Source organism: Vibrio sp. ES.051 (genome assembly GCF_002563795.1).
Lineage (GTDB): Bacteria > Pseudomonadota > Gammaproteobacteria > Enterobacterales > Vibrionaceae > Vibrio.
Genome location: NZ_PDJL01000004.1, coordinates 1,054,001 through 1,077,824 on the forward strand (window position 1 = coordinate 1,054,001; position 23,824 = coordinate 1,077,824).

A 23,824-nucleotide genomic window follows, 5' to 3' on the forward strand; every position below is an offset into this window, starting at 1 on the left:
GTTAGTTCATTTACGCCGGGTTGCGCGTGCCCAGCTAAAACGAGTGGATACTACTTGAGCTCATCTGCGAAAATTTTGTCACGTAGCTTCCAAAAACGCCCAGATTTTCGAGCGATGACAAATTGCGGTAAACGGAAGCGATGCTGGTTTGCAACAACACGGGTTGGTGATGCTTCTTCAAATGGGCGATGTTTATCGGCCAAGTGAGGGCGGACGAACTGATCTTTGAAGGTTTGCTTCTGTTTTTTTGTATTTAAAGACCAAAACTCATGCACTAAGGCATTTCCTTCACCTTGGTAAGGCTCACCAGAATAGGTGACTTTTAGCTGAGGTTTACCCTCATTGGATTTAAACACTGACAAGTCCATCTCCGTGCACTCGAAGATTAACGCATCTTTTAAATTGAGAGCTTCTTTCAACTTTTTGTCGGGGTCAACAAGAGTGGTATCGCATTCATGGCAAATACGCGCCGCAATATCATTATCTGCACCACATTCGCCGCAATATTTTGCTCTGAAACGATACCCACAATGCTCTCTTTCGCCCGTTACTTTATCTTCAAAGTAACCTTGGCAACGGCGACCGAAATGCTCAACCAGAAAACCATTACTGTCCAGTTTTCCCCAGAAATTGTTATTGAATCCGCAAGCGGGACAGGGGATGGTGATGATTTCACTGTCTGAGTCTGGTTTCGGATCACCCACTTCAGGCTGATACAAGTCATAACTATTGCCCGCGTAGTCCAGCACTAAACATTCAGTTTTACCATCAGATAGACGTAACCCTCGCCCAACGATTTGCTGATACAAGCTTACCGATTCCGTTGGGCGCAAAATAGCGATTAAATCGACATGTGGAGCATCAAAGCCGGTGGTTAAGACAGAAACATTGACCAGATATTTAATTTTTCGATGCTTGAACGCCTGGATGATCGCATCACGTTCTGGTGTCGGTGTATCTCCAATTACGATTTCAGTGTCGCTTTCTGGCAATAAACTATGGATCTCTTGTGCGTGTCGAACCGTAGCGGCGAAGATCATGACGCCTTGACGCTCTTTCGCGTATTGCATGATTTGCTCAACAATTTGCGGAGTGGCTCGCTTGGCTTTGTCGATCACCATGTCCATCTCTGCTTCTTTATATCGCCCAGTATTGGCAGGTTTTAATTGTGAGAAGTCATAAGATAAGACTGGGGCATCCATCATTCGCGCGGGGGTTAAAAACTTTTCATCTAACAGGTAACGAATCGGCAGCTCGAAAATACAGTCTCGGAAAAAGCGAGCTTCTTCTGTACGAACTTGCCCCCGAGTGTGGTACTGGTAAATCCAGCCTATCCCTAAGCGATATGGCGTTGCGGTGAGGCCGAGGACTTTAATGCCTGGGTTTACTTCCCGTAAATGGGTAATGACTTTTTGATAGCTGCTGGTTTTATCATCTGGTACGCGGTGGCACTCATCAATCACTAATAGGGAAAACTGGTTTTTAAATGAATCTAAGTTACGCACGACTGACTGGACAGAGGCGAATACCACTTGTTGATCGGTTTCTTTTCTTCCCAAGCCTGCCGAGAAAATCGCGCCTTTCAATCCATAACCTTCGTACTTTGCGTGGTTTTGTTCGACCAACTCTTTAACGTGAGCTAAGACTAAAACCCGTCCTTTGGCGAGGCGAGCAAGCTCTGCAATAACCAAACTTTTACCCGCGCCTGTTGGCAGTACGATGACTGCAGGAGAGGAGTGTTTACGAAAGTAATGAATGACTGCTTTGACAGAGTCGGCTTGATAAGGGCGAAGTGTGTACATGAAAATATGTGAAATTGCTCAACTATTCGAACGAGGAACGTTATAATACCTGACTTTTATACCCAAGTGACCTTTGTTGGTAAGATTCAGACTGATGACTGAGTTTTTGCGGCGAGAATGAGAGGTCACTTGGGTATAATTCAATGAGGTATTCATGCGTTTAGATAAATATTTGTGTGATGCTCTGGGTGCGACTCGCAAACAGGCAACAAAGATCATCAAAAGTGGCGACATCACCGTCGATGGGAATGTTCAAAAAAGTGGTGCGTTCAAAGTACCTGAGGGGGCTGAAGTCATATGGGAAGACCGTGTTGTTGGTGCCCCAGGTCCGCGTTACATCATGTTGTATAAGCCAGCTGATTTCGTTTGTTCACATGAAGATAGCTACAACCAAACGGCATTTGTCTTGCTTGACGAGCCTAAGGTCGAAAATCTGCACTTTGCAGGTCGTTTAGATGCTGATACGACAGGCTTAGTGTTGATCACTGATGATGGTAAGTGGTCCCACCGTATTACTTCGCCAAAACGTAAATGTGAGAAAACGTATCGTGTTTGGCTGGCTGATGCCATTCAACCTGATTACGTTGAAAAGTTTACTCAAGGCATCATGCTTCGTAATGAATCGGAATTGACCCTGCCAGCTCGTTTAGACATCGTAAACGAGGCGGAGAATGAAGTGTTACTGACCATCGTAGAAGGGAAGTACCATCAAGTTAAGCGTATGTTCGCGGCTTTAGGCAATAAAGTAGAGTACTTGCATCGTGAGCGTATCGGTAAGATTGAGCTAGACGAGGCTTTAGAACCCGGTGATTATCGCTATCTTACTCAAGAAGAAATTGATTCTATCTGGAATTAATTATCGCCATGGAAATTCCTGAGTTCTCAGTAGGAACTCGTCTTTTGGTGGGAAAGGACTCAAAATAAGGTTTCCTACTAAATGTTTATTGTCTAGACAATGTCGGTTTGCTTGCTTAATCTCGGTGATATCCCAGTGTGTTTTGGCTGGAGCACGCAACTTGTCTTGCAAAAATATCCGTCCGTAAAGAATGAAATGGTGGGTCAGAGAATCCATCATTTTTAGTTTCAATACGTTTGTTTCCGGATGAACATGCATTGCTACCATACGCTTTTCTATGTCGAATCCGTCAAGACCAACTTGGTACACACTCGTCCTTGTGACTCTCGAGCGTTGATAAAACTAAAGCCTTTGGTCCCATATTTAACGGTGTGAGAAACATCAGTCATTTTCACTGTACTGAAAGGTGCGGTGTCAGGACTATAACAAGAGGTAAAAGAATGACAGAAAAAGCTCAAACTGCTCCCCAATCTCAAATCGGTTTTTTATTGTTTCTTGTATTGGGAGCGATTGGTGCTTTAACTCCGCTTGCCATTGACATGTATCTACCTGCGATGCCAACGATTGCGAAAGATTTAGGAGTGACACCTGGTGCCGTACAGATTACGTTGACGGCCTATACAGCAGGCTTTGCTATTGGCCAGCTTATACATGGACCGCTAGCCGATAGCTTTGGTCGTCGGCCTGTACTCATTTTAGGTGTGTTTTTCTTTGGTTTAGCGGCGGCTGTCAGCGCGACAACAAACGGTATCGACGCACTTACGTATGTGCGCACCGCCCAAGGCTTTGCAGGTGCGGCAGCGGCGGTCATTATCCAAGCTGTGGTTCGTGACATGTTTGATCGCGAGGACTTTGCGCGCGCGATGTCTTTTGTGACACTGGTGATTACGATGGCGCCTTTGGTTGCGCCCATGATAGGTGGCCATTTAGCGATTTGGTTTGGGTGGCGTTCGATCTTCTGGGTTCTTGCTATTTTCGCGGTGGTTGTCATTCTGCTGGTGTTTTGGAAAATTCCAGAAACGTTGAAGCCAGAGAACCGTCAACCACTTCGTTTTCGTACGACATTAAGAAACTATGCACGTTTATGTTCTAGCTCGGAAGCGATGGGGCTGATCTTGTCTGGTGCGTTCTCTTTCTCTGGCATGTTTGCTTTTTTAACGGCGGGTTCGTTTGTTTACATTGATTTATATGGTGTTCGACCAGATCATTTTGGTTACTTATTTGGATTGAATATTGTTGCGATGATCATCATGACCAGCATTAACGGTCGTTTGGTGAGAAAAGTTGGCTCCCATGCCATGCTTCGTTTTGGACTGTTTATACAGCTTTTAGCTGGGGTCGGACTGTTTGTGGGCTGGTTAATGGACCTTGGCCTATGGGGAACCGTACCATTTGTCGTACTGTTCATCGGTACTTTGTCTACCATTGGTAGTAATTCTATGGCCTTGTTACTTAGTGGTTACCCTGCGATGGCAGGCACGGCATCATCACTGGCGGGGACGCTTAGATTTGGTACTGGTTCATTGATTGGTGTATTAGTCGCTTCGCTACCTAGCGGCGTGGCATGGCCGATGATTGTCGTTATGTTTGTTTGTTCAGTGCTATCGGCACTGTTTTATTGGACTTTAGGAAGAAAGGCGTAATGTCGAATTACCCCCAAGAAATTCAAAACTTGGTTAACACTGCATTAGGTGAGTTAGACCAAGAACATCGCTCAGGTAAATTAGCCAATGCACCTGTAGCAAATAATCACTATTTGGTACGCTGGGTTACTAAGGCCCTCAAGAATCAAAGTTTTGGTCGAGCGGTGGGGGATGACCTCACGCGTTGGCAAAAGGCGGGGCGATCGAAAGGGAATGAGGCTGGTTTGCTGTTTCTTTTTAAGCGCATCTCAGCTTATTACGCGCAGTTCTTTCCTGAAGGTGAAGCACCAAAAGCAATTAAAGACCAAGATATCGAAACATTTCTGGATTTGATGGAACAAGCAGGTTGGGAAGTATCGACGTCAGAACAGCTTGTTGGTTGTGGCAAAGTACAGCTTTTTACTGCTGGCCAAAACTCTTTAGCGCTATGTGCTGACCAGTGTGATAACTGTTTTGATGGCGAGTTGCTCGTGAAACCAATGAGTTGGTTTGTGCGTGGCAACCATGCAGAATTCGTAGAAAAAGCATCGCAAGCGGGCTTTATGGTGCATAAAGTGACGGATTACAAATCTAAGGTGAAATACCACGGTGAATATCTGATCTTCCCTGCAAATGAAGGCAACCAATTAGCTGAGATTCCTTTGTCTTTCAAGGTTGACTAGTCACTTCACCCACTTTTAACGTTATTTGGATGAAGCCCCACTACTCATGATTGGGGCTTTTTTGTTCTAAACGTTCGGCCTCTTTGGCGATGGTTTTAACCATGCCTTTAAATATAAACAGGTGCGCAGGCATCATCGCAAACCAGTAGAGAAGGCCAAGAAAACCCTGCGGATGCCACCATGCAGTGATGTCGAATTCACGTTCATCCCCATGGTCTTTAATCGTAATTTCTAATCGACCAAGCCCGGGGCCTTTCATTCCAAAGAAGAGAGAAAGAAACTGGTTTTCTTCACAGCGAATTACTTTCCATGAATCAATATAGTCGCCAACTTTGAGATCAGGTCCGGAAGGGGCGACACGAATCGGTTTTTCTCCACCAAAGAAAATATCTAGCCACTCACGAGTGCGCCACAAAATGTTGGCAAAGTAATAGCCTTTTTCTCGACTTCCTATCTTTTGTGCGACCTGCCATAACGCCTCAGCAGAAGCTTGGGTTTTGATGCTCGCCCCTGCTTGTTTAGGATAATAACCATATCCAGGCTGCCAACGATGCAGAGCGGCTGGCTCAAAGCCCCAGACGTTGCTGCGAACGAAGGTTCCTTCTGCTTGAATGGTGTCTGACACTGCTTGTTCGTAGCTGATCAAAACTTGAGGAAACCGAGTTTTAATCGCTTCAGAGTCAGCAATGTAATCGTGCTCTAAACCGGCAAGTAACGCTTTACCAATGTTGGTGGGCACCGATGTCACCAGTACGAGCCAGTAAGATGCCATTTTCGGGGTGAGCAATGGTGTGGACCATAAACGATAAGGCTTATTGGTCATTTTGCAAATGACTTGAAATTGCTCTCGGTAGCTTAGCGTATCAGGCCCACCCACCTCATAGGTTTCATGTTCTTGAGGCGGCGTGGCTTTGGCTAATTCGAGCAAGTAATGGTTGAGGTTTGGCAAAGCTATCGGGTTCGCCTTGGAGTCGACCCATTTTGGCGCAATTAATATTGGTAGATTGTACACAAAGTCGCGCATGATCTCGAAAGCCGCGGAGCCGGGGCCAATAATCACGCCGGCGCGCAACTCCGTCACGGGGACTCCAGCTTGGCGGATTATTTTTCCTGTCGCTTTTCGCGCGGCTAAATGCTCGGAATTGCCGGTTTGTGGTTGTATCGCACTAAGATATATCACATGCTGGATACGGCTTTTCGCCAATGCGTTCTTGAAGTTTTCCGCGAGATTTAATTCATATTCAACAAAGTCGTGTCCTTGCGCCATTCCGTGAACTAGAAAAAACACCAGATCAAAGTCGTTCACTATGGATGTGGTCGCTTCAGCATCAGCCAAGTCCAGATATGTCAGCGTTAGATTAGGGTGAGGGCGAGTTCTTGATTCTAAGTAATCGATGTGTCGCGCTGCTGCCGTGACGGCGTAACCTTTGTTTAGGAGTAACGGAAGAAGTTGAGAACCAATGTAACCAGATGCGCCTAGCACCAACACCTTTTTCATTATCTGTCCTTTTTATCGTTGGTGGAATAAACACCACAGAGTATAATCATGAGACACTTTTTCTATTCTATCAATAAGTTGTCGTCGGAGCATTTGTGACTTTTTTCTCCCAACTCTCAATTCATGCAGATAAAGCGTTCTTACGTCGTCTATTTACGATAGCACTGCCAATTACATTGCAAAGTATGATGTTCTCCAGTCGAAGTCTGGTTGATGTGCTCATGCTGGGACAACTTGGTGAAGCTGAGATCGCTGCGGTAGGTGTTGCTGCACGCGCGACCTTTGTGACCACCATCATGTTAGTGGGCGTGACGACAGGGGGAGCACTGCTCACCGCGCAATATTGGGGAGCCGGTGATAAGGTAGGGGTACGTCAAAGTACCGCCTTGACATGGATGATCGCTATGGTATTTGCTGCCATCGCGGTTTCTTTGTTTGTTTTCTTCCCTCAACCAATAATGCGACTGACGACTGACTCGCAAGAAGTCATGGATTTAGGCGCCAGTTATCTTGTTATTTCATCTGTTAGTATGTTTGCCGTAGCATGCGTGGCCAGTATGTCGGTTGGCTTGAGAGCCATGCACCAGCCGGGTTTGAGTACGTTTTTTAGTGGAATAGGGATCCTTTCTAACGTTTTTCTAAACTGGATGTTAATTTTTGGTCACTTGGGTTTTCCTGCTTTGGGTATTACAGGCGCCGCGATTGCGACGGTCATCAGTGGGGCGATTGAAGTCGGCTGTTTATTTAGTTATCTATGGTTTAAAAAACACATTATTGCATTCGGCTGGGATGACATACGTGCAGGTTTAGTTATCGACAAGATCACGCGCTTCCTGAGTCTTTCTTTACCAACCACGTTCAATTTTTTAGCGTGGGCTGGTGGGTTATTCGCCTATCACGCGATCATGGGACAAGCAGGTGTGCAAGGTTTGGCGGCGTTATCTGTCATGACACCGGTAGAATCGATTGCTTTAGCTATGATGATTGGTTTGTCTAATGCTGCGGCAGTCTTGGTCGGTAACCAGCTCGGAGCAAACAACTTTGAGTCTGTTTACTACCAAGCTTGGGCAACAGTTATCTTGAATTTGCTTATTGCATTTATCGTCGCATTGGTTTTATTAGTGTCGAATCAGTGGATCCTTAATGCCTTCAGCGCGCTAACAACTGACACGCGTCAATTGGCAGAACAGTTCATGATGATTTTAGCGCTCGGTGTGATTTTGCGTTCTGTTCCTATGATGGTCATTGTGGGGGTCTTACGAGCAGGTGGCGATGTAAAGTTTTGCCTGTATCAGGACATTGTTGCCCAGTGGGTGATTGGTATTCCGCTTGCGGCGTTTGCCTCAATTCAGCTTGGTTGGGAGCCTCAGTGGGTATATTTGCTCTTTTTAACCGAGGAAGTGGTGAAGTGGACCATCTGTTTACCACGGGTAATAAGCCGAAAGTGGATGAAAAACCTTATCGGAGGGTAATAGTCAATAGCGTTTCAAAACGTCTTCAAAAAATTGCTTGAAACGTCAACAAAAATACGTGTGAAAAGTGAATCGAGTTGCATTTGTACCCTCATAGTGTGACCAAGCATTCAAAATGCTTTCTACGAACAGGTTTTTAGTGTAGATTCTGATCCCAATTTTTAGACATTATCTGAGCGGAAATCAATGTTAAAACTGTCAGACCTATGTAAAGGCTATGTTGACGGGGGAGAATTTCACCCGGTATTACAAGGGGCAGAATTGACATTACAGCAAGGCGATCAAGTCGCTCTGATGGGGGAAAGTGGCTCAGGTAAAAGTACTTTACTGAACCTTATCGCAGGGCTTGATACTGTTGACTCGGGAGAAGTTCTGTTTCCAAACTTTGCAATGCATAATGCACCAGAGCATTTGCGAACGCTTTATCGCCGTAACAACATTGGTAATATTTTCCAGCAGTTCAACCTCCTTCCTACGTTGAATATTGCCGACAACATCCGTTTTTGCCGTCAGTTAAAAGCTTTACCAGAAGACAAAGAACTATTGCGTCAAATTCTTTCTGCTCTCGATTTAATGCCGCTCCTCGGCCGTTATCCAGAAGAAGCCTCTGGTGGACAGCAGCAGCGTGCTGCTATCGCTCGCGCATTATATATGGAGCCCAAGATTCTCCTAGCGGATGAGCCAACAGGGAGTCTTGATGAACGAAATGCAGAAGCGGTCATGCGCTTGTTGACTAGCCTAGCTCGGCAGCTCGAATGTACTTTGTTGTTGGTAACCCACAGTGAAAAAGTGGCGGCTCATATGGAAGGGAAAATTCGACTTCAAGGAGGGCAGCTTCATGTTATGGCCCGTAGTTAAAGCACTACTCGGTCATTACCGTCGTTACCCTCTGCAAATCATTCTCGTCTGGCTAGGATTAACGTTAGGCGTTTCGCTCCTTGTTGGCGTGACTTCTATTAACCAACATGCTAAGCAAAGTTACGCGGCTGGAGAGAAGCTTTTCTCTAATCCTCTTCCATATCGCATCCGCACCAAGCATTCTGCCAATAAAATTCCTCAAGGTTTTTATATTCAGCTACGTCGCGCAGGCTTTAATCAATGTGCGCCGTTTGATGTGCTGCATCTTGATGCCAAAACAGATATGAGCCTAATGCTGGTGGGCATTGACCCTGTGGCGATGATTCCGTTGCAACAAGGTAAATCTTTGGGCGAAATGTCTATTCTGTCATTAATAAAGCCGCCTTATCCGGTCTTAATTAGTCAAGATTTAGCTTCTTATATGAATTGGACTGATGGAGATTTTATCGAGATGAATGACGGCAGTCGTCTCGGGCCGATTCAAGTTGATAAAAACAAGCTACTTTCTGGCACGAGGTTGGTTACCGATATTTCTTTGTTGCGAATGTTGAAACGTAGCTCAGGTTTATCGGCTATTTCGTGTGGCGAAATGCCAAAAGAAAAGTTATTGGCTTTGAAAAACATGCTGCCCAATGGCATGACGTTAGTACGAAGCACGCGCACAGAGCTAGAGTCACTCACCAAAGCGTTTCACATGAACCTCACTGCGATGGGGATGTTATCGTTTTTAGTTGGGCTGTTTATTTTTTACCAAGCAATGTCGTTATCATTTATCCAGCGTCAAAGGTTGGTTGGCATTTTGCGTCAAACCGGTGTCAATGGTTCGCAATTGGCTCAGGCGTTATTACTTGAGTTGTCTATTCTAGTCTTCGTCGCATGGGCATGCGGTAACTTTTTCGGATTAATGTTAGCCAATGAACTGATCCCGGCGGTGTCGTCTAGCTTGAGTGATTTGTACGATGCGAATGTTGGCTTAACGATTGGCTGGTCTTGGCAGTCAAGTCTATATAGTTTGATCATGGCGGCGATGGGGGCTTTAATTTCTTGTCTGTGGCCGTTAATCCGTCTGTTGAAGTCGCAGCCAATCCGACTGTCTTCTCGGTTGTCTTTGATGCGTTTTGCTGGTCGCGAATTCTCTTGGCAAGCACTGGCCGCGTGTGCATTTTGTGTCGCGGCGGTGGCGGTGTACCAAGCGCCAAAAACACAAGAAACAGGCTTTGCAATTATTGCCTTGATGTTGATTAGTGTTGCCTTGTTTATGCCCTTTATTATGTGGCATATGTTTCAGAGCCTTTCTTATTCGCTGCGCTGGGTTCGTGTACGCTGGTTTTTCGCCGATGCGGCAGCAAGCATGAGTTATCGTGGCGTTGCGACTATGGCCTTTATGCTTGCGTTAGCCGCCAACATTGGTGTAGAGACCATGGTTGGTAGTTTTAGGGATACAACAGATAAATGGCTTAGCCAACGGTTAGCCGCGGATATCTATATCTATCCAACTAATAACTCAGCAGCCCGCATGAGTGGATGGTTACAAGACCAGCCTGAAGTCGAATCAGTATGGTGGCGCTGGGAAAAAGACGTTCCAACAGAGTATGGTGCGCTTCAAGTCGTCAGTACTGGCTCTTCTGAAGGCGAGCTTGACTCCTTGACGGTTAAGCTGGGAGTTCCGAATTATTGGTATCAATTACATTCAACCAAGAGCTTAATGGTCAGTGAGTCAATGGCCTTGAAACTGGATATTCGGCCAGGAGATGTTATTGATTTTCAGACTCCGCTTGGAGGAGGTTGGCAGGTTGTCGGGGTCTATTATGATTACGGTAACCCATACAACCAAGTGATGATGTCGCATCGCAATTGGCTTTACGGATTTGCTGGGACGGGCAACGTCGGTTTGGGGGTGGTGCTAGGAGACAATGTTAACGGAGATGGCTTAAAAAACCGCCTAGAAAATGTGTTCCGACTTCCACAAGATCGCATATTCGATAACGGTAATATTTATAACCAAGCCATGAGAGTGTTTGACCATACCTTTGCAATAGCAGGGACATTAGGCAACATTACGTTGATCATTGCCGTCTTTGGCTTGTTCTTCTCGACATTAGCAGGTGAGCTTTCACGTCAGCGACATTTCGCATTATTGCGGTGCATGGGGGTTTCTGGCAAAGAGTTAGTAGCACTTGGTGGTCTTCAATTATTCGTATTTGGCGCTATCTCCACGATTATTGCGGTGCCGCTTGGCTTGGCATTAGCGCACTTTATTGTTGATATTGTCATTCGCCAGTCATTTGGTTGGTCTTTGGAACTACAGATGATTCCTTGGGAGTATGCTCAGACTATTGCGTGGACGATGTTAGCCATCATGGCGGCAGGTGCGCTACCCGTGATTCGAATGATCAAAAGCACACCGATGAAGTCATTAAGGGATGCGTTGTAATGAAAAAGATGGGCTTTAAAAAACGCTTCTTAGTTTCAATATTGATTGTTGTTTTGGTCTTTTTGACGGGATTCGTTTTTTACTCGACGTTTTGGTTAGAGTCAACAGCGACCCAAGAAAGTGATCTTAACTCCATTTTAATGCGTGAAGACACAACGATCTTTGATCCTGTTTTACCAAATGAACATGTCTCATTACCGTCAGATTTTCGTTCTCATCCTGAATATCAGCATGAGTTTTGGCACTATTTTGCGAGACTGCAAGATGAGCAAGGGCAGGTTTACAATGTCCAATGGAGTTACTTCCGTGTTGCGACAGATGAGCGTGAAACTCGTGGATGGCAAAGTCCACAACTGTATATATCACATATTGTCGTTAGCCATGGTTCGCAGGTATGGAAAGAGCAACGGGTTGCTCGTGGTGGGATCGGTCAGGCAGGTATGACTGATCGCCCATTTCGGTTGTGGATTGATAACTGGACTTGGCGATCACTTGGTGCAACGCCTTTCCCAGGGAATTTGAATGTCACCACCGATACGTTTAGCGTGGCGCTTAATACCATGACAAATGGTCCTTTTGTGATGAATGGTGACAAAGGGTTTCAAGTTAAGCACGCTTTGCAATCTGTTGCGTCTTTTAGCTTCAGTGCTCCTTTTCTTAATGTGAAAGGTAGCTTAAACCTAAAGGGTAAGCGACTTTCTGTTACGGGCTCTGCATGGGTTCAAAAAGAGTGGGGAAGTGGTTTAATTGGTGAAGGACGACAAGGTTGGGATTGGTTTGTTTTCAACTTAGATGATGGCCGAGCGTTAACGGTTAGTCGTTATCGTCATCATGACCAAACACCGTATATTTTTGGCACGCTATCCACGCGTTCGGGAAAGGTAATTAAGCTCACTGAGAGTGATGTCCATATTACGCCTATACAGGTGACCAGCCTGTCGAATGAGAAAAGACTTCCGCTGCAATGGGAAATCATCGTTCCTAAGCACAAAATTGATCTAACCACCCATATTATCAAATCAGAGATGTGGCTTCCATTTGTCATTCCATATTGGGAAGGACCAACTTCAGCTTCAGGCTCTCATGAAGCTTGGGGTTTTATGCAACTCACTGGTTATTAGATGATCACGAAAAAGCCGCCCAAATGGGTGGCTTTTTCGTGTGCGACCTTCATTACTTCTCTCTAAAAAACACGGGGTTATCATGACGGGACATGCCGTGCTATGCTGAAATTCTTATCATCTTGGTTAACTATTAGTGCGATAATAACAGGAGATTGGATACATCAAAGCTGAGTGTTATGTTGGAAAATGCGATGTATAGTAATAATAACATCGGAAAAACCGAAGCTTATGCTCTGAAGAAGCGATTATTCTAAAGTTTGCGACATCTATACACTCCTATTACTCTTGTTAATCGTTTATTAAGATAATAAATATAAGGACGAAACCATGAACGATGTCATTCGTGACTTTTTCAAAATGGAATCCGCAGGTGGTATTCTTCTCGTGATTGCTGCTGCAATTGCGATGACTATTGCTAACTCACCTATGGGCGAAATTTATCAATCTACACTGCATACTTATTTATTTGGTATGTCAGTTTCTCATTGGATCAATGACGGCCTCATGGCTGTGTTTTTCTTAATCGTTGGTCTTGAAGTAAAAAGAGAGCTACTAGAAGGTGCTTTGAAATCAAAAGAAACTGCTATTTTCCCTGCAATTGCAGCGGTTGGCGGTATGTTGGCTCCGGCTCTTATTTATGTTGCGTTTAACGCGAGTGATGCCGAGGCGATTTCTGGTTGGGCTATCCCAGCCGCAACAGATATCGCATTCGCATTAGGTATCATGGCTCTACTTGGTAAACGTGTTCCCGTTAGCCTTAAAGTGTTCTTGTTGGCCTTGGCGATCATCGATGACTTGGGTGTTGTTGTGATCATCGCGCTTTTCTATACAGGTGATTTGTCGTCAATGGCGTTGCTTGTTGGTTTCATCATGACGGGCATCCTGTTCATGTTGAATGCGAAGAAAGTGACGAAACTGACACCATACATGATAGTTGGGGCAATTTTATGGTTTGCCGTATTAAAGTCTGGTGTTCACGCAACCTTAGCAGGTGTCGTCATTGGCTTTGCCATCCCGCTTAAAGGTAAAAAGGGCGAACATTCACCGCTTAAACACATGGAGCACGCGCTTCACCCTTACGTAGCATTTGGTATTTTGCCACTGTTTGCATTTGCAAATGCTGGTATCTCGTTAGAAGGTGTTTCTCTATCAAGTTTGACTTCAATGCTGCCTCTAGGTATTGCAATGGGCTTACTGATTGGTAAGCCGCTAGGTATCTTTAGCTTTAGCTGGGCGGCGGTAAAACTGGGTGTTGCCAAGTTGCCAGAGGGGATAAATTTCAAACATATCTTCGCGGTGTCTGTGCTGTGTGGTATCGGCTTCACGATGTCTATCTTCATTTCTTCTTTAGCATTTGGAAATGCGAGTCCTGAATTTGATACTTACGCTCGACTGGGTATTTTAATGGGGTCAACGACTGCAGCCATTCTTGGTTATGTTTTACTGCATTTCTCTTTACCGAAGAAAGCACAAGCATAAGGAAACAGATTAATTAACTAAAAAAGCCTCCTAATTTGGGAGGCTTTTTTTATGCCCTTTAGAACCCTCTCAGGGTGATTGGTTCAGTGATCAGCAAGTGAATAATTCGTGTTACTACGGCGGAAGTCGACAACAACGAATTAGAATGTACAGATTCTGACGCCTACCTTGTCCTTATGTATTGAATTTATTGAGAGTAGGGGCTATAGGCGAAAAAAAGCCCAGCCGAAAAATTGACTGGGCGGATACAAACATACATAGGAGTTAATAAGAAAAAAGCAGCAGTGTAATAATCAGATAGAAAAAGTTTGACGGCCTGTGAAACTTAAAATGCCCTGATTGTTACATATATTCAGACCGAGCCTTTTCCAAACAGTTCCATTTATTTTAAAAAAGTTTGTTTTTAGTTCTAGCAGAAACGGATCGTCTGGTTAAGTTCGATTTCTGTTAGAGCTAAAGTAGCTTTACTTCTTCCCAATATAACTTAACTCTCATTCATCGTCTTGCTATGCCATCGACGAAAGAACGTAAAAACATTCGCCCTAAACTCAAAGCATTAAGTGGTAGTTGCTTTGGTCTGGTCGGACCAATTGGTAAAAGTGTGATGTTAATCATTTGTTAATTCTTGGTTTCGGGAGTATATTTCAAACAGTTGTTTAATACGAGTGATTAAAATGGCCCCGAGAACATCAACAAAAGCAAAAATACTCGATGTCGCAGAAGGACTCTTTGCTGAACATGGTTTCAATGATACGTCACTGAGAACGATCACAGGAAAAGCGAACGTTAACTTGGCGTCAGTAAACTACCATTTTGGTGATAAAAAAACGCTAGTCAGAGCGGTGTTGGATAGATACTTAGAGGCTCTGATGCCAAGTATTAAAAGCTCTTTGGTTGAACTAAATACACGCGATAACTACAACATGGACGAAGTGTTTGAGTCACTTCGTTTGCCGTTACGAACTTTGAATGAGGTACGCCCAAACGGCACTGCGCTATTTATGTTACTGATTGGTAGAGGGTATACAGATGTACAAGGTCACTTACGTTGGTTTATTACCACTCGATATGAAGAAGTATTGAACCTGTTTACCTTCTCAATAATCAAGGCCAACCCAGAGTTATCTGAAGAGCAGTTGTTTTGGCGATTGCATTTCACTCTAGGAACTTGTGTCTTTACGATGGCCTCAAGTCAAGCTTTATTAGAGCTTGCGGATAGCAAATTTGAACAGGAAGTCGACGCTAAGTCTGTTGTCGATTTATTGATTCCTTATTTGTCTGCTGGAATGTCAGCGTAATAGTTGGCGTAAAACAAGCACAAGACAAATAAGCAAGTTAAACCAATAATAAAGTTATGCCCTGAGCGGTTACGTGAACAAAAGGATCTGAACTATGAGCTCTCTACGAAGAAAATGGATTAGTGACCCAGCTTTTAAAGTCTTCAAAAAAGTGTTACCTCCGCTGTCGAGTACTGAAAAAGAAGCGATGGAAGCAGGTAGTGTTTGGTGGGATGCCGAAATATTTTCCGGTCAGCCAAATTTCACGACATTGCACCATTACCCAACGCCAAAGTTGACGGCAGAAGAGCAGGCATTTATGGACAATGAGCTCGAAACACTGTTGGAAATGCTTGATGATCAGAAAATTGTAAAAGAAGATCGAGACCTACCACCGGAGGTGTGGGAGCACCTACGTAAAGCGCGCTTTTTCTCGCTGATTATTTCCAAAAATTATGGCGGTCGGGAGTTCTCTGCTTTAGCGAATTCGACCATTGTTTCGCGTATTGCGACGCGAAGCATTAGTGCTGCGGTATCGGTTATGGTGCCGAACTCACTTGGCCCCGGTGAGCTTCTTTCACATTATGGCACGCAAGAGCAAAAAGATTATTGGTTACCTCGTCTTGCTGATGGTACGGATATTCCATGTTTTGCGTTGACTGGACCTGAAGCGGGATCTGATGCGGGGGGCATTCCTGATCAAGGTGTTGTTTGTTACGGCATGCACGAAGGCCAAGAAGTGTTGGGGGTTCGCGTGAGTTGGAATAAACGCTACATTACCCTCGCGCCAGTCGCGACCGTGCTGGGCTTAGCATTTAAACTGCAAGATCCAGAAGGCCTTCTTGGTGATAAAAAGGATGTTGGTATAACGTGTGCACTTATTCCTGCTGATTATGAGGGCGTAGAGATTGGTGAGCGCCATGACCCATTGGGTTCTGCGTTCATGAATGGCCCGACTCGTGGTGAAGACGTCTTCATTCCAATGGATTGGTTAATTGGTGGTTCTGAGTATGCCGGTAAAGGTTGGCGTATGTTGGTAGAGTGTCTATCTGCAGGTCGGGGCATTTCTCTGCCTGCGCTAGGCACTGCGATTGGTCATTTAACGACGAGAACAACAGGCGCTTACGCTTATGTGCGTAAACAATTTGGCATGTCTATCGGTAAGTTTGAAGGCGTCGCAGAAGCCATGGGACGCATTGGTGGGTTGACTTACCTTCTTGAAGCGACTCGTACGCTGACGACAACGTCACTCGATATGAAAGAGAAACCAGGCATAGTCACGGCGATCGCCAAATACCATATGACCGAAATTGCGCGCACGATTCTCAACGATTCGTTTGACATTCATGCGGGCCGAGCGATTCAAGATGGACCGATGAACTACCTTGCAAAGCACTATGTTGGTATTCCAGTTGCAATCACCGTTGAAGGTGCAAATATTCTGACACGTAACTTGATGATCTTTGGGCAAGGTGCGACTCGCTGTCACCCATATGTTCTTCAAGAAATGGAAGCCGCGGCTAACCCGGACTCAGAACAAGGTGCGAAAGAGTTCGATGAACTGCTTTTCAAACACATTAAGCATGCGATGGGGAATACTTTTGGAGCCTTTGGCGCAGCACTGACTGGCTCTCGCTTTGTTAAAGCACACATGAGCGGGCCGACACAACCATACTACAGAGATATCTCTCGATTAAGCCGAGCACTTGCTGTGAGCGCTGACTTTGCCATGCTGACACTGGGTGGTGACTTGAAGCGTAAAGAGATGATATCGGCCCGTTTAGGGGATGGTTTGAGCTACTTATATATGGCCTCTGCGGTACTGAAAAAGTACGAAGATGAAGGTCGTCAACAAGGTGACTTGAACTTTGTTCACTACTCAATCCAACACTGTCTATACAATGCGTCGAAGTCGCTGAATGAAGCTTATACTAACTTCCCAGTAAAATATGTGGGTGGTGTATTGAAAGGGTTGTTATTCCCCCTAGGTAACCACTTTAACAAGCCAAGTGATGAATTATGTGTGAGTTTGGCGGAAAGCATGATGACACCGGGGACGCAACGTGATCGACTTACGCATTTATGTTACATCGGCAAATCTGATGACGATAGCGTCGGCTTAATGGAAAATGCATTCCTTGCTATGTATGAAATCAAACCGTTAGAGCGTAAGCTTATGAAGGCAGCGAAGGATGGAAAAGTGGCTCGTAAAGGGCTGTTAAACGACCGCTTACAACAAGCATTGGAGGCTGGTGTTTTAACCGAGCGAGAAATTGATAAAATTATCGCTGCAGACAAGTTGCGTTACAAAGCGATTCAAGTCGATCACTTTAGTCACGACTTTTCTGAAGTGCGGACTGACTGCCCAAAAAAGTCGCATTTGAACCCGGCAGCATAGGAAAAAAATCAAGCTAAGAACGAAAGCACTTCTTTGAGGTGCTTTTTTGTATCTTTTATTCAAGAATTGGCGCGATAGTGATCCAACCACTTGCCTTTTCTAAGCATTTTGACAGAAATTAGATGCGAAACCCGAACGAAACTTTTATCCTAGCAAGGTTTTTTAAAGGAAGTTGAATATGATCATCAAACCTAGAATTCGTGGATTCATTTGTACTACAACGCACCCTGTTGGTTGTGAAGCTAACGTAAAAGAACAAATTGCTTACACGAAAGCACAAGGCCCAATCAAAAATGCGCCTAAACGTGTGCTTGTTGTCGGTGCATCAAGTGGCTACGGTCTATCTTCTCGTATCGCTGCGGCTTTTGGTGGTGGTGCATCAACAATCGGTGTTTTCTTCGAAAAAGAAGGCACAGAGAAGAAAACAGGTACAGCGGGCTTCTACAACGCGGCTGCTTTTGAAAAGCTAGCTCGCGAAGAAGGCCTCTACGCAAGAAGCCTTAATGGCGACGCTTTTTCAAATGAAGCAAAACAGAAAACCATTGATCTGATTAAAGCAGACTTGGGTCAGATTGATATGGTGGTTTACTCATTGGCATCGCCAGTACGCAAAATGCCAGAAACTGGTGAACTTGTACGTTCAGCACTTAAACCAATCGGTGCAACTTACACATCAACGGCCGTTGATACCAATAAAGATGTGATCATCGAAGCAAGTGTTGAGCCTGCAACGGAAGAAGAAATCCAAGATACAATAACCGTTATGGGCGGTGAAGACTGGGAACTTTGGATTAATGCGCTTTCTGAAGCTGGTGTTCTGGCTGAAGGTTGTAAGACAGTGGCATACAGTTATATTGGTACTGAGCTAACATGGCCTATTTACTGGGATGGCGCACTAGGTAAAGCAAAAATGGACCTAGATCGTGCCGCAACAGCGTTAAATGAGAAACTAGCTGCAACAGGTGGTAGTGCTAACGTAGCGGTACTTAAGTCTGTTGTGACTCAGGCAAGTTCTGCGATTCCTGTAATGCCATTGTACATTGCGATGGTGTTCAAGAAGATGCGTGAAGAAGGCGTGCACGAAGGTTGTATGGAGCAGATCTACCGCATGTTCAGCCAGCGTCTATATAAAGATGATGGCAGTGTAACAGAAGTAGATGAGATGAATCGTCTGCGCCTAGATGACTGGGAACTTCGCGAAGATATCCAACAACACTGCCGCGAACTGTGGCCTCAGATTACGACTGAGAACTTAAAAGAACTGACTGATTACGTAGAATACAAAGAAGAGTTCTTGAAGCTATTTGGTTTTGGTGTTGAAGGGGTTGACTACGAAGCGGATGTGAATCCAGCGGTTGAAGCCGACTTCATCCAAATCTAATCAATCTATTCGATAGATAAACAATATCAAAAAGGCGCTCTGTTGAGCGCCTTTTTTTGTCTTCGATGAGCTTGAGCCTAGCTCAAAATAATCAGAATAGTACCTGCGAGGGTCATCAGGATATTCGCAATAGCGTATGTCCCTGCATAACCAAGCGCAGGAATTGTCGATTTCGCATAATCGTTGACAACATCCATTGCCGGGGCGCAGGTACGGGCACCAATGATGGCACCGAAAAGTAATGCGCGGTTCATTTTAAGTACGTGTGCGCCGACTAAATACGCGAGTACTACTGGCACAACACTGACAATAAAGGCTAAACCAATGACCTGTAGGCCAACTTGAGCCAAGTGTTCAAACATCTTACCACCAGCGCTTAAACCAATTCCCACCATAAAGAACATCAAACCTAGGTCTTTGACCATATTCAGTGCCCCTTGCGGAACATAACCGAAGGTGGGGTGGTTGGCTCGTAAGAAGCCGAGTGTAATGCCAGATAACAAAAGACCAACGGCATTGCCGAGACTAAATGACACTTGCCCAAACGTCATAGTAATGAGACCAAACAAAATGCCTAAAATAAAGAAACTACAGAAAGCGAGTAAGTCTGCCATTTGGCTATGAATTGAGATGAAACCGATTTTTTCCGCAAGCCCATGCACACGGCTTTTCTCACCGCTCACCTGAAGGACATCACCTTTAGCGAGAACGATATCTAAGTCCATTGGCATTTCAATTTGGGCACGCACAACGCGGTTTAAGAAACAGCCAAATTCCGATAAGTTTAAATCGGATAGACGCTTACCTGCGATAGCGTCGCTTTTTACCACGATTTCCTCTTCGACAATGCGCAGATCAAGCAAGTTTCGGTCAAACACTTCTTTGCCGTAACGGAAACTTGGATCCAAACGGGCATGACTATCAGGGAAACCTACAAGCGCAATCTCGTCGCCTTCTTGCAAAATGGCGTCACCATCAGGGTGGGCGAGGATGCCATTCCGGCGGATTCGTTCTATGTAACATCCCGTTTGGCGGTAAATACCCAACTCACGTAAATTCTTGCCATCGGTCCAATCAATGAGCTCTGGGCCAACGCGATAAGCACGAATAATAGGTAAGTATACTTTTCTCTGGCTAGAGTTACCGAGGCCACGTTCTTGTGCAATTTGCTGCGCAGAATCAGAAAGGTTCTGTTTTTGTAGCTTTGGGAGCAACTTGGCGAACATGATCATGCTGATCAATCCCACCAGATAAGCCATTGCGTAACCAACGGATAGATTTTCTAATACCAACGAAAAATCCATGTTGCGCGGTATAGTGGCAAGGCCTGAGTTAAGTGCATCTTGTGCACCAACAAGTACCGGGGTTGCTGTTAAGGCTCCGGCCATCATACCTGCAGATAACCCAAAATCCAGGCCAAAGTAGTGGCTAAGACCATAAGTTAAACTCACCGCTGAAACCAGTACGGTCATACTTAAGATAAAATAGTGCTTACCATCTCTAAAAAAGATGCCAAAAAAGTTAGGGCCAGCTTCAATGCCAACGCAGTATATAAACAGCATAAAGCCAATGGTCAGCGCTTCTGCGTTAAAGGAAAAGCCAAGGTGCCCCATAACGAGCGAGGTAATTAGAACCCCAATGGAGTTGCCTAGTTGCAACTTTCCAAAACGGATTTTGCCGATGGCAAGGCCAATGGCTAATACGACGAAGATTAGCAGGATTGGGTTTTGCTCAAGAAGGTATACGACGTCTATGTTCACTGTGTGGCTCGGTAAAGTGTGTGCCAAAAAGATTAAGAACTACGAATTGTAACTAAATATAGCAAAAAGATAAGTGAATTTTTTTAGGTTTTACCATTAGTTAACGTAGGGAAGTAACGTTCTGATAAATAATAAAAAAGCCGCATAAAGCGGCTTTCTATCAAAGACTAGTGTTTATTACTCGTCGAATAGACCTAAGTGTTCTTTCGCGTAAGCTTCAAACTCATCGCAGCCACCGATATGCTCTTGATCAATAAAGATTTGAGGAACAGTTTCAACTGGCTTGCCAACGGTTTTCTCGAGATCTGCTTTAGAGATGCCTTCAGCATGAATATCAACGTAACGGTAGTTAAAATCGTCACGTTTTGCTTTTAGCGTTTCTGCGTGCTCTTTCGCACGAACACAGAAAGGACATGCAGGGCGACCAAAGATAACAACGAACATAATCTTATTTCTCCTAAATCTATTCTTTTTGAAAGCGTATAAAAAACACAGCGTTTGAGTGCGCTCTCTTTTGTTGCAGTAACTATGCCCGATCCAAGTACGGAAATAAAGTGGCAATTGCCTCTTGGTTCTATCGGTGAAATCTATCGAATAAAAACTAAACGTGCATTGTGATTTAGAGTCACAAAACAATGTGAGGCACCGCATAAAAGCATATCTTTTATAGGGTTAATAGCTGCAAAGTAGATTCGGTCAATTTTTTTTACTGCAATCCGTAGCAATCTAATAATCGCTATACCCAAATCACTTCAAATGTAGGATGAAGAGCGCTGTCACTGAGCCGAGTTTAAAGGACCTGCGTAGCGTCCCCGCAATTTCCAACTCATTCTGGTTAAAGCACACGCCTCGAGGTTATTTGGGTATATCGTTTGGGGAGGAAATGTATGTTTCAGTTTATGACGGCAACAAGGATTATTTTCGGTGAAGGTGCGCTACAGTCATCATTGTCCGTTATCAATCAGTTTGGCTACAGTGTTTTACTGGTTACAGGGAAAGATACCCAAAGAGCCATGCCCATCATCAATTACCTTAAAGCTCAAAGTATGCGCTATCAGCACGTCGCTATTAGTGGTGAGCCTTACATCACAATGGTGGAAGAGACCGCTGTGCTCGGAAGAAAATTTCAACCTGACATGGTGATCGCGATTGGGGGAGGCAGCGTCATCGATATGGGGAAAGCGTTAGCAGCGATTATCCCTAATCAAGGTAACGTTTATGATTATGTTGAAGTCGTGGGTAGAAATGTGCCACTAAAAGCGAAACCACTATACTTTATGGCTATTCCTACCACGGCAAGTACAGGTTCGGAAGTGACTAGAAACGCGGTATTAAAATCTGGTCAAGATAAAGTGAAGGTGAGTCTCCGAAGCCCAGATATGCTGGCAGATGTTGCTATTATTGACCCAACATTAACCTACGGCACTGATCAATATACCTCCGGACGTGGTGCGATGGATGCGTTCACGCATTTGATGGAAGCGTATGTTTGTGGCGAACCAAATCCCTTAACCGATATGGTATGTGAAGAAGGTTTACGACGCTTAAGTCATTCTGTAATTGCTGGTTGTAAACAAGATAACCACAAAGCAAGATCGGATCTGTCGTTTGCTGCCTTGCTTGGCGGTATGGCTATCACCAATGCCAAGTTGGGGGCGGCACACGGATTAGCTTCTGCCTTGGGAGGTAAATTAGATGCTCCTCACAGCGTCATAACTGCACGCCTTGCTCCACATGTTATGCAAGAAAATATCAACGCAGCAAAGCTGGCGGGTAGAAATGATGTGATTAATCGTTACCGTAAACTTGCTCAACTGGTAACAGACCGTGCGAATGCGAATGAACATGATGGTGTGTTGTGGGTCACGATGGTTCTAGACAAGTTAGAACTGCCCTTACTCGGAAAGTTTGGTGTGTGTCAAACGTCATTTGAACAGGTTGCCAGCGATGCCCTTAAATCAGTTGCAATTAAAGGTAACCCTTTACCTCTTAACCAAGACCGGTTGATAGATATATTGCGGCAAGTGTGTAATTGCAGTGGAGATTGTTCAGCAGAAAGCACTCAGCACGTAAGTTCAGTCGAGGTATTGGAGTCAAGGTCGGATTTATCGAGTGTGAATGATTAACAGTTATTTAAGGCTTATGGAAAAAAGGGGGAGTCCAAAGCTCCCCTTTACTCAATGGTCAATATAAACGTGGGTGTTTAGTATTGACTCAATTTGTCATAACGACTGTCTTTTAATGCATCTTTGACGCGCTTAAGGTTTTCACGAAACCCAGTGCCACGGCGAAGTGTGAAGCCAGTCGCCAATACATCAATCACCGTCATTTGAACCACACGACTCGCCATCGGCATATAAACGTCGGTATCTTCAGGGACATCAAGCGTAATCGCCAATGAGCTTGCCTTCTCTAGAGGTGAGTCTTTGGCCGTAATCGCAATGACGGTAGCACCGTTTTCACGCGCAAGGTGCGCAATCTCAACTTGGCTTTTTGTGCGACCAGTATGAGAAATGAGAACCACGACGTCATTCTCACTACAGTTAATACAACTCATACGCTGCATGACAATATCTTCAAAACAAGTAATTGGAATATTAAAACGAATAAACTTGTTTTGTGCATCTCTAGCAACCGAAGAAGAAGCGCCGAGACCGAAGAAAGAAATGCGCTTCGCTTGCGTTAACAAGTCAACAGCACGATTAACTTGCATTGGATCCAAGCTATTCTTCGCGACATCAAGACAAGCCATTGTTGATTCGAAGATCTTATGGGTGTATGCATCTGGGCCATCATCTTCTTCCACGTTACGATTAACGTAAGGTGTACCGTTGGCTAAGCTCTGTGCCAAGTGAAGCTTAAAATCTGGAAAGCCTTTGGTATCCAGACGACGACAGAAGCGATTTACAGTGGGCTCACTTACGTCAGCCATTTTAGCTAACGTTGCAATGCTTGAATGAATTGCAGTTTGTGGAGACGTCATAATTACTTCCGCAACTTTGCGCTCTGACTTACTGAAATTCTCCAAGTTTTTTTGAATTTTTTCTAATGTATTCATAGTGTTCACGAGGGTATAGAGAACAACTCGCTGGTTCTGTTAACGGTAGGAAACACGTAGATTCCAGAGTAGAGAGGGCGTTAACGAAAACAACCAGCGCCATAGAATCAGTATAAACCTGA

At 44.7% G+C, this 23,824-nt stretch carries 18 protein-coding genes; 12 read left to right on the forward strand and 6 right to left on the reverse strand.

Annotated features, from left to right (window positions below):
* Positions 1–50: 50 nt before the first annotated feature.
* Positions 51–1,802, reverse strand: coding sequence for a DEAD/DEAH box helicase (locus ATG66_RS11340; protein ID WP_098415399.1), 1,752 nt, complete (start codon positions 1,800–1,802; stop codon positions 51–53).
* 154 nt (positions 1,803–1,956) lie between these two features.
* Here ATG66_RS11340 and rsuA point away from each other — a divergent pair, with 154 nt between their 5' ends.
* A complete protein-coding gene (gene rsuA, locus ATG66_RS11345; RefSeq protein WP_098415400.1) occupies positions 1,957–2,658 on the forward strand; it encodes a 16S rRNA pseudouridine(516) synthase RsuA in 702 nt (233 codons plus the stop codon).
* Here rsuA and ATG66_RS11350 read toward each other — a convergent pair whose 3' ends face one another.
* Positions 2,659–2,967, reverse strand: a complete 309-nt coding sequence (locus ATG66_RS11350) for a hypothetical protein (RefSeq protein WP_098415401.1) — start codon at positions 2,965–2,967, stop codon at positions 2,659–2,661. It abuts the gene before it with no gap.
* Positions 2,968–3,098: 131 nt separating this feature from the next.
* On the opposite strand from ATG66_RS11350, the gene ATG66_RS11355 reads away from it, so the two are divergent.
* Positions 3,099–4,301, forward strand: a complete 1,203-nt coding sequence (locus ATG66_RS11355) for a Bcr/CflA family multidrug efflux MFS transporter (RefSeq protein ID WP_098415402.1) — start codon at positions 3,099–3,101, stop codon at positions 4,299–4,301.
* On the forward strand, positions 4,301–4,963 hold the full coding sequence (locus ATG66_RS11360; protein WP_179885641.1) for a DUF2913 family protein: 663 nt from the start codon (positions 4,301–4,303) through the stop codon (positions 4,961–4,963). Before ATG66_RS11355 ends, ATG66_RS11360 begins: the two co-directional genes overlap by 1 nt.
* Before the next feature lie 40 nt (positions 4,964–5,003).
* Here the strand turns inward: ATG66_RS11360 and ATG66_RS11365 are convergent, their stop codons facing one another.
* On the reverse strand, positions 5,004–6,461 hold the full coding sequence (locus ATG66_RS11365) for a DUF2867 domain-containing protein (RefSeq protein ID WP_098415404.1): 1,458 nt from the start codon (positions 6,459–6,461) through the stop codon (positions 5,004–5,006).
* Between the two features lie 95 nt (positions 6,462–6,556).
* Here ATG66_RS11365 and ATG66_RS11370 point away from each other — a divergent pair, with 95 nt between their 5' ends.
* From ATG66_RS11370 to fabV, 8 genes are all read left to right on the forward strand, one after another.
* Positions 6,557–7,933 carry an MATE family efflux transporter gene (locus tag ATG66_RS11370; RefSeq protein WP_098415405.1) on the forward strand — a complete coding sequence of 459 codons (1,377 nt, stop codon included), beginning with the start codon at positions 6,557–6,559 and terminating at the stop codon, positions 7,931–7,933.
* A 186-nt stretch (positions 7,934–8,119) separates the two neighbouring features.
* A complete protein-coding gene (locus ATG66_RS11375) occupies positions 8,120–8,791 on the forward strand; it encodes an ABC transporter ATP-binding protein (protein WP_098415406.1) in 672 nt (223 codons plus the stop codon).
* Complete coding sequence (locus ATG66_RS11380) at positions 8,772–11,225, forward strand: ABC transporter permease (RefSeq protein WP_179885642.1); 2,454 nt, start codon at positions 8,772–8,774, stop codon at positions 11,223–11,225. The genes ATG66_RS11375 and ATG66_RS11380 overlap by 20 nt, the downstream gene beginning before the upstream one ends.
* Positions 11,225–12,346, forward strand: coding sequence for a lipocalin-like domain-containing protein (locus tag ATG66_RS11385; protein WP_098415408.1), 1,122 nt, complete (start codon positions 11,225–11,227; stop codon positions 12,344–12,346). Before ATG66_RS11380 ends, ATG66_RS11385 begins: the two co-directional genes overlap by 1 nt.
* A 330-nt stretch (positions 12,347–12,676) precedes the next feature.
* On the forward strand, positions 12,677–13,828 hold the full coding sequence (gene nhaA / locus ATG66_RS11390; protein WP_098415409.1) for a Na+/H+ antiporter NhaA: 1,152 nt from the start codon (positions 12,677–12,679) through the stop codon (positions 13,826–13,828).
* Between the two features lie 674 nt (positions 13,829–14,502).
* Positions 14,503–15,126: a TetR/AcrR family transcriptional regulator gene (locus ATG66_RS11395; protein WP_098415410.1), complete on the forward strand. Its 624-nt coding sequence runs from the start codon at positions 14,503–14,505 to the stop codon at positions 15,124–15,126.
* Between the two features lie 94 nt (positions 15,127–15,220).
* Positions 15,221–17,503, forward strand: a complete 2,283-nt coding sequence (locus tag ATG66_RS11400) for an acyl-CoA dehydrogenase (protein WP_098415411.1) — start codon at positions 15,221–15,223, stop codon at positions 17,501–17,503.
* Between the two features lie 178 nt (positions 17,504–17,681).
* Positions 17,682–18,884: an enoyl-ACP reductase FabV gene (gene fabV, locus ATG66_RS11405; RefSeq protein WP_098415412.1), complete on the forward strand. Its 1,203-nt coding sequence runs from the start codon at positions 17,682–17,684 to the stop codon at positions 18,882–18,884.
* A 77-nt stretch (positions 18,885–18,961) separates the two neighbouring features.
* Here fabV and ATG66_RS11410 read toward each other — a convergent pair whose 3' ends face one another.
* Together ATG66_RS11410 and ATG66_RS11415 are read right to left on the reverse strand one after the other, a co-directional pair.
* Positions 18,962–20,644: an aspartate:alanine antiporter gene (locus ATG66_RS11410; protein WP_098415413.1), complete on the reverse strand. Its 1,683-nt coding sequence runs from the start codon at positions 20,642–20,644 to the stop codon at positions 18,962–18,964.
* Positions 20,645–20,821: 177 nt separating this feature from the next.
* Positions 20,822–21,088 (reverse strand): GrxA family glutaredoxin, encoded by a 267-nt coding sequence (locus ATG66_RS11415; protein ID WP_005378026.1) that lies wholly within the window; start codon positions 21,086–21,088, stop codon positions 20,822–20,824.
* Between the two features lie 443 nt (positions 21,089–21,531).
* Here ATG66_RS11415 and ATG66_RS11420 point away from each other — a divergent pair, with 443 nt between their 5' ends.
* The gene (locus ATG66_RS11420) at positions 21,532–22,770 is read left to right on the forward strand and encodes an iron-containing alcohol dehydrogenase (protein WP_098415414.1); all 1,239 of its coding nucleotides are present in this window, start codon (positions 21,532–21,534) and stop codon (positions 22,768–22,770) included.
* A gap of 77 nt (positions 22,771–22,847) precedes the next feature.
* On the opposite strand, the gene ATG66_RS11425 is transcribed toward ATG66_RS11420, so the two are convergent.
* Positions 22,848–23,702, reverse strand: a complete 855-nt coding sequence (locus tag ATG66_RS11425) for a MurR/RpiR family transcriptional regulator (protein ID WP_098415415.1) — start codon at positions 23,700–23,702, stop codon at positions 22,848–22,850.
* Positions 23,703–23,824 lie beyond the last annotated feature (122 nt).

Excerpts from the sequence above, each read along its gene's own strand:
- rsuA (WP_098415400.1), top strand. The coding sequence starts at position 1,957 with ATGCGTTTAGATAAATATTTGTGTGATGCTCTGGGTGCGACTCGCAAA.
- ATG66_RS11395 (WP_098415410.1), top strand. The coding sequence starts at position 14,503 with ATGGCCCCGAGAACATCAACAAAAGCAAAAATACTCGATGTCGCAGAA.
- ATG66_RS11425 (WP_098415415.1), bottom strand. The coding sequence starts at position 23,702 with ATGAATACATTAGAAAAAATTCAAAAAAACTTGGAGAATTTCAGTAAG.
- ATG66_RS11385 (WP_098415408.1), top strand. The coding sequence starts at position 11,225 with ATGAAAAAGATGGGCTTTAAAAAACGCTTCTTAGTTTCAATATTGATT.
- ATG66_RS11400 (WP_098415411.1), top strand. The coding sequence starts at position 15,221 with ATGAGCTCTCTACGAAGAAAATGGATTAGTGACCCAGCTTTTAAAGTC.
- ATG66_RS11365 (WP_098415404.1), bottom strand. The coding sequence starts at position 6,461 with ATGAAAAAGGTGTTGGTGCTAGGCGCATCTGGTTACATTGGTTCTCAA.
- ATG66_RS11360 (WP_179885641.1), top strand. The coding sequence starts at position 4,301 with ATGTCGAATTACCCCCAAGAAATTCAAAACTTGGTTAACACTGCATTA.
- nhaA (WP_098415409.1), top strand. The coding sequence starts at position 12,677 with ATGAACGATGTCATTCGTGACTTTTTCAAAATGGAATCCGCAGGTGGT.
- fabV (WP_098415412.1), top strand. The coding sequence starts at position 17,682 with ATGATCATCAAACCTAGAATTCGTGGATTCATTTGTACTACAACGCAC.
- ATG66_RS11420 (WP_098415414.1), top strand. The coding sequence starts at position 21,532 with ATGTTTCAGTTTATGACGGCAACAAGGATTATTTTCGGTGAAGGTGCG.
- ATG66_RS11380 (WP_179885642.1), top strand. The coding sequence starts at position 8,772 with ATGTTATGGCCCGTAGTTAAAGCACTACTCGGTCATTACCGTCGTTAC.
- ATG66_RS11355 (WP_098415402.1), top strand. The coding sequence starts at position 3,099 with ATGACAGAAAAAGCTCAAACTGCTCCCCAATCTCAAATCGGTTTTTTA.
- ATG66_RS11415 (WP_005378026.1), bottom strand. The coding sequence starts at position 21,088 with ATGTTCGTTGTTATCTTTGGTCGCCCTGCATGTCCTTTCTGTGTTCGT.
- ATG66_RS11340 (WP_098415399.1), bottom strand. The coding sequence starts at position 1,802 with ATGTACACACTTCGCCCTTATCAAGCCGACTCTGTCAAAGCAGTCATT.
- ATG66_RS11375 (WP_098415406.1), top strand. The coding sequence starts at position 8,120 with ATGTTAAAACTGTCAGACCTATGTAAAGGCTATGTTGACGGGGGAGAA.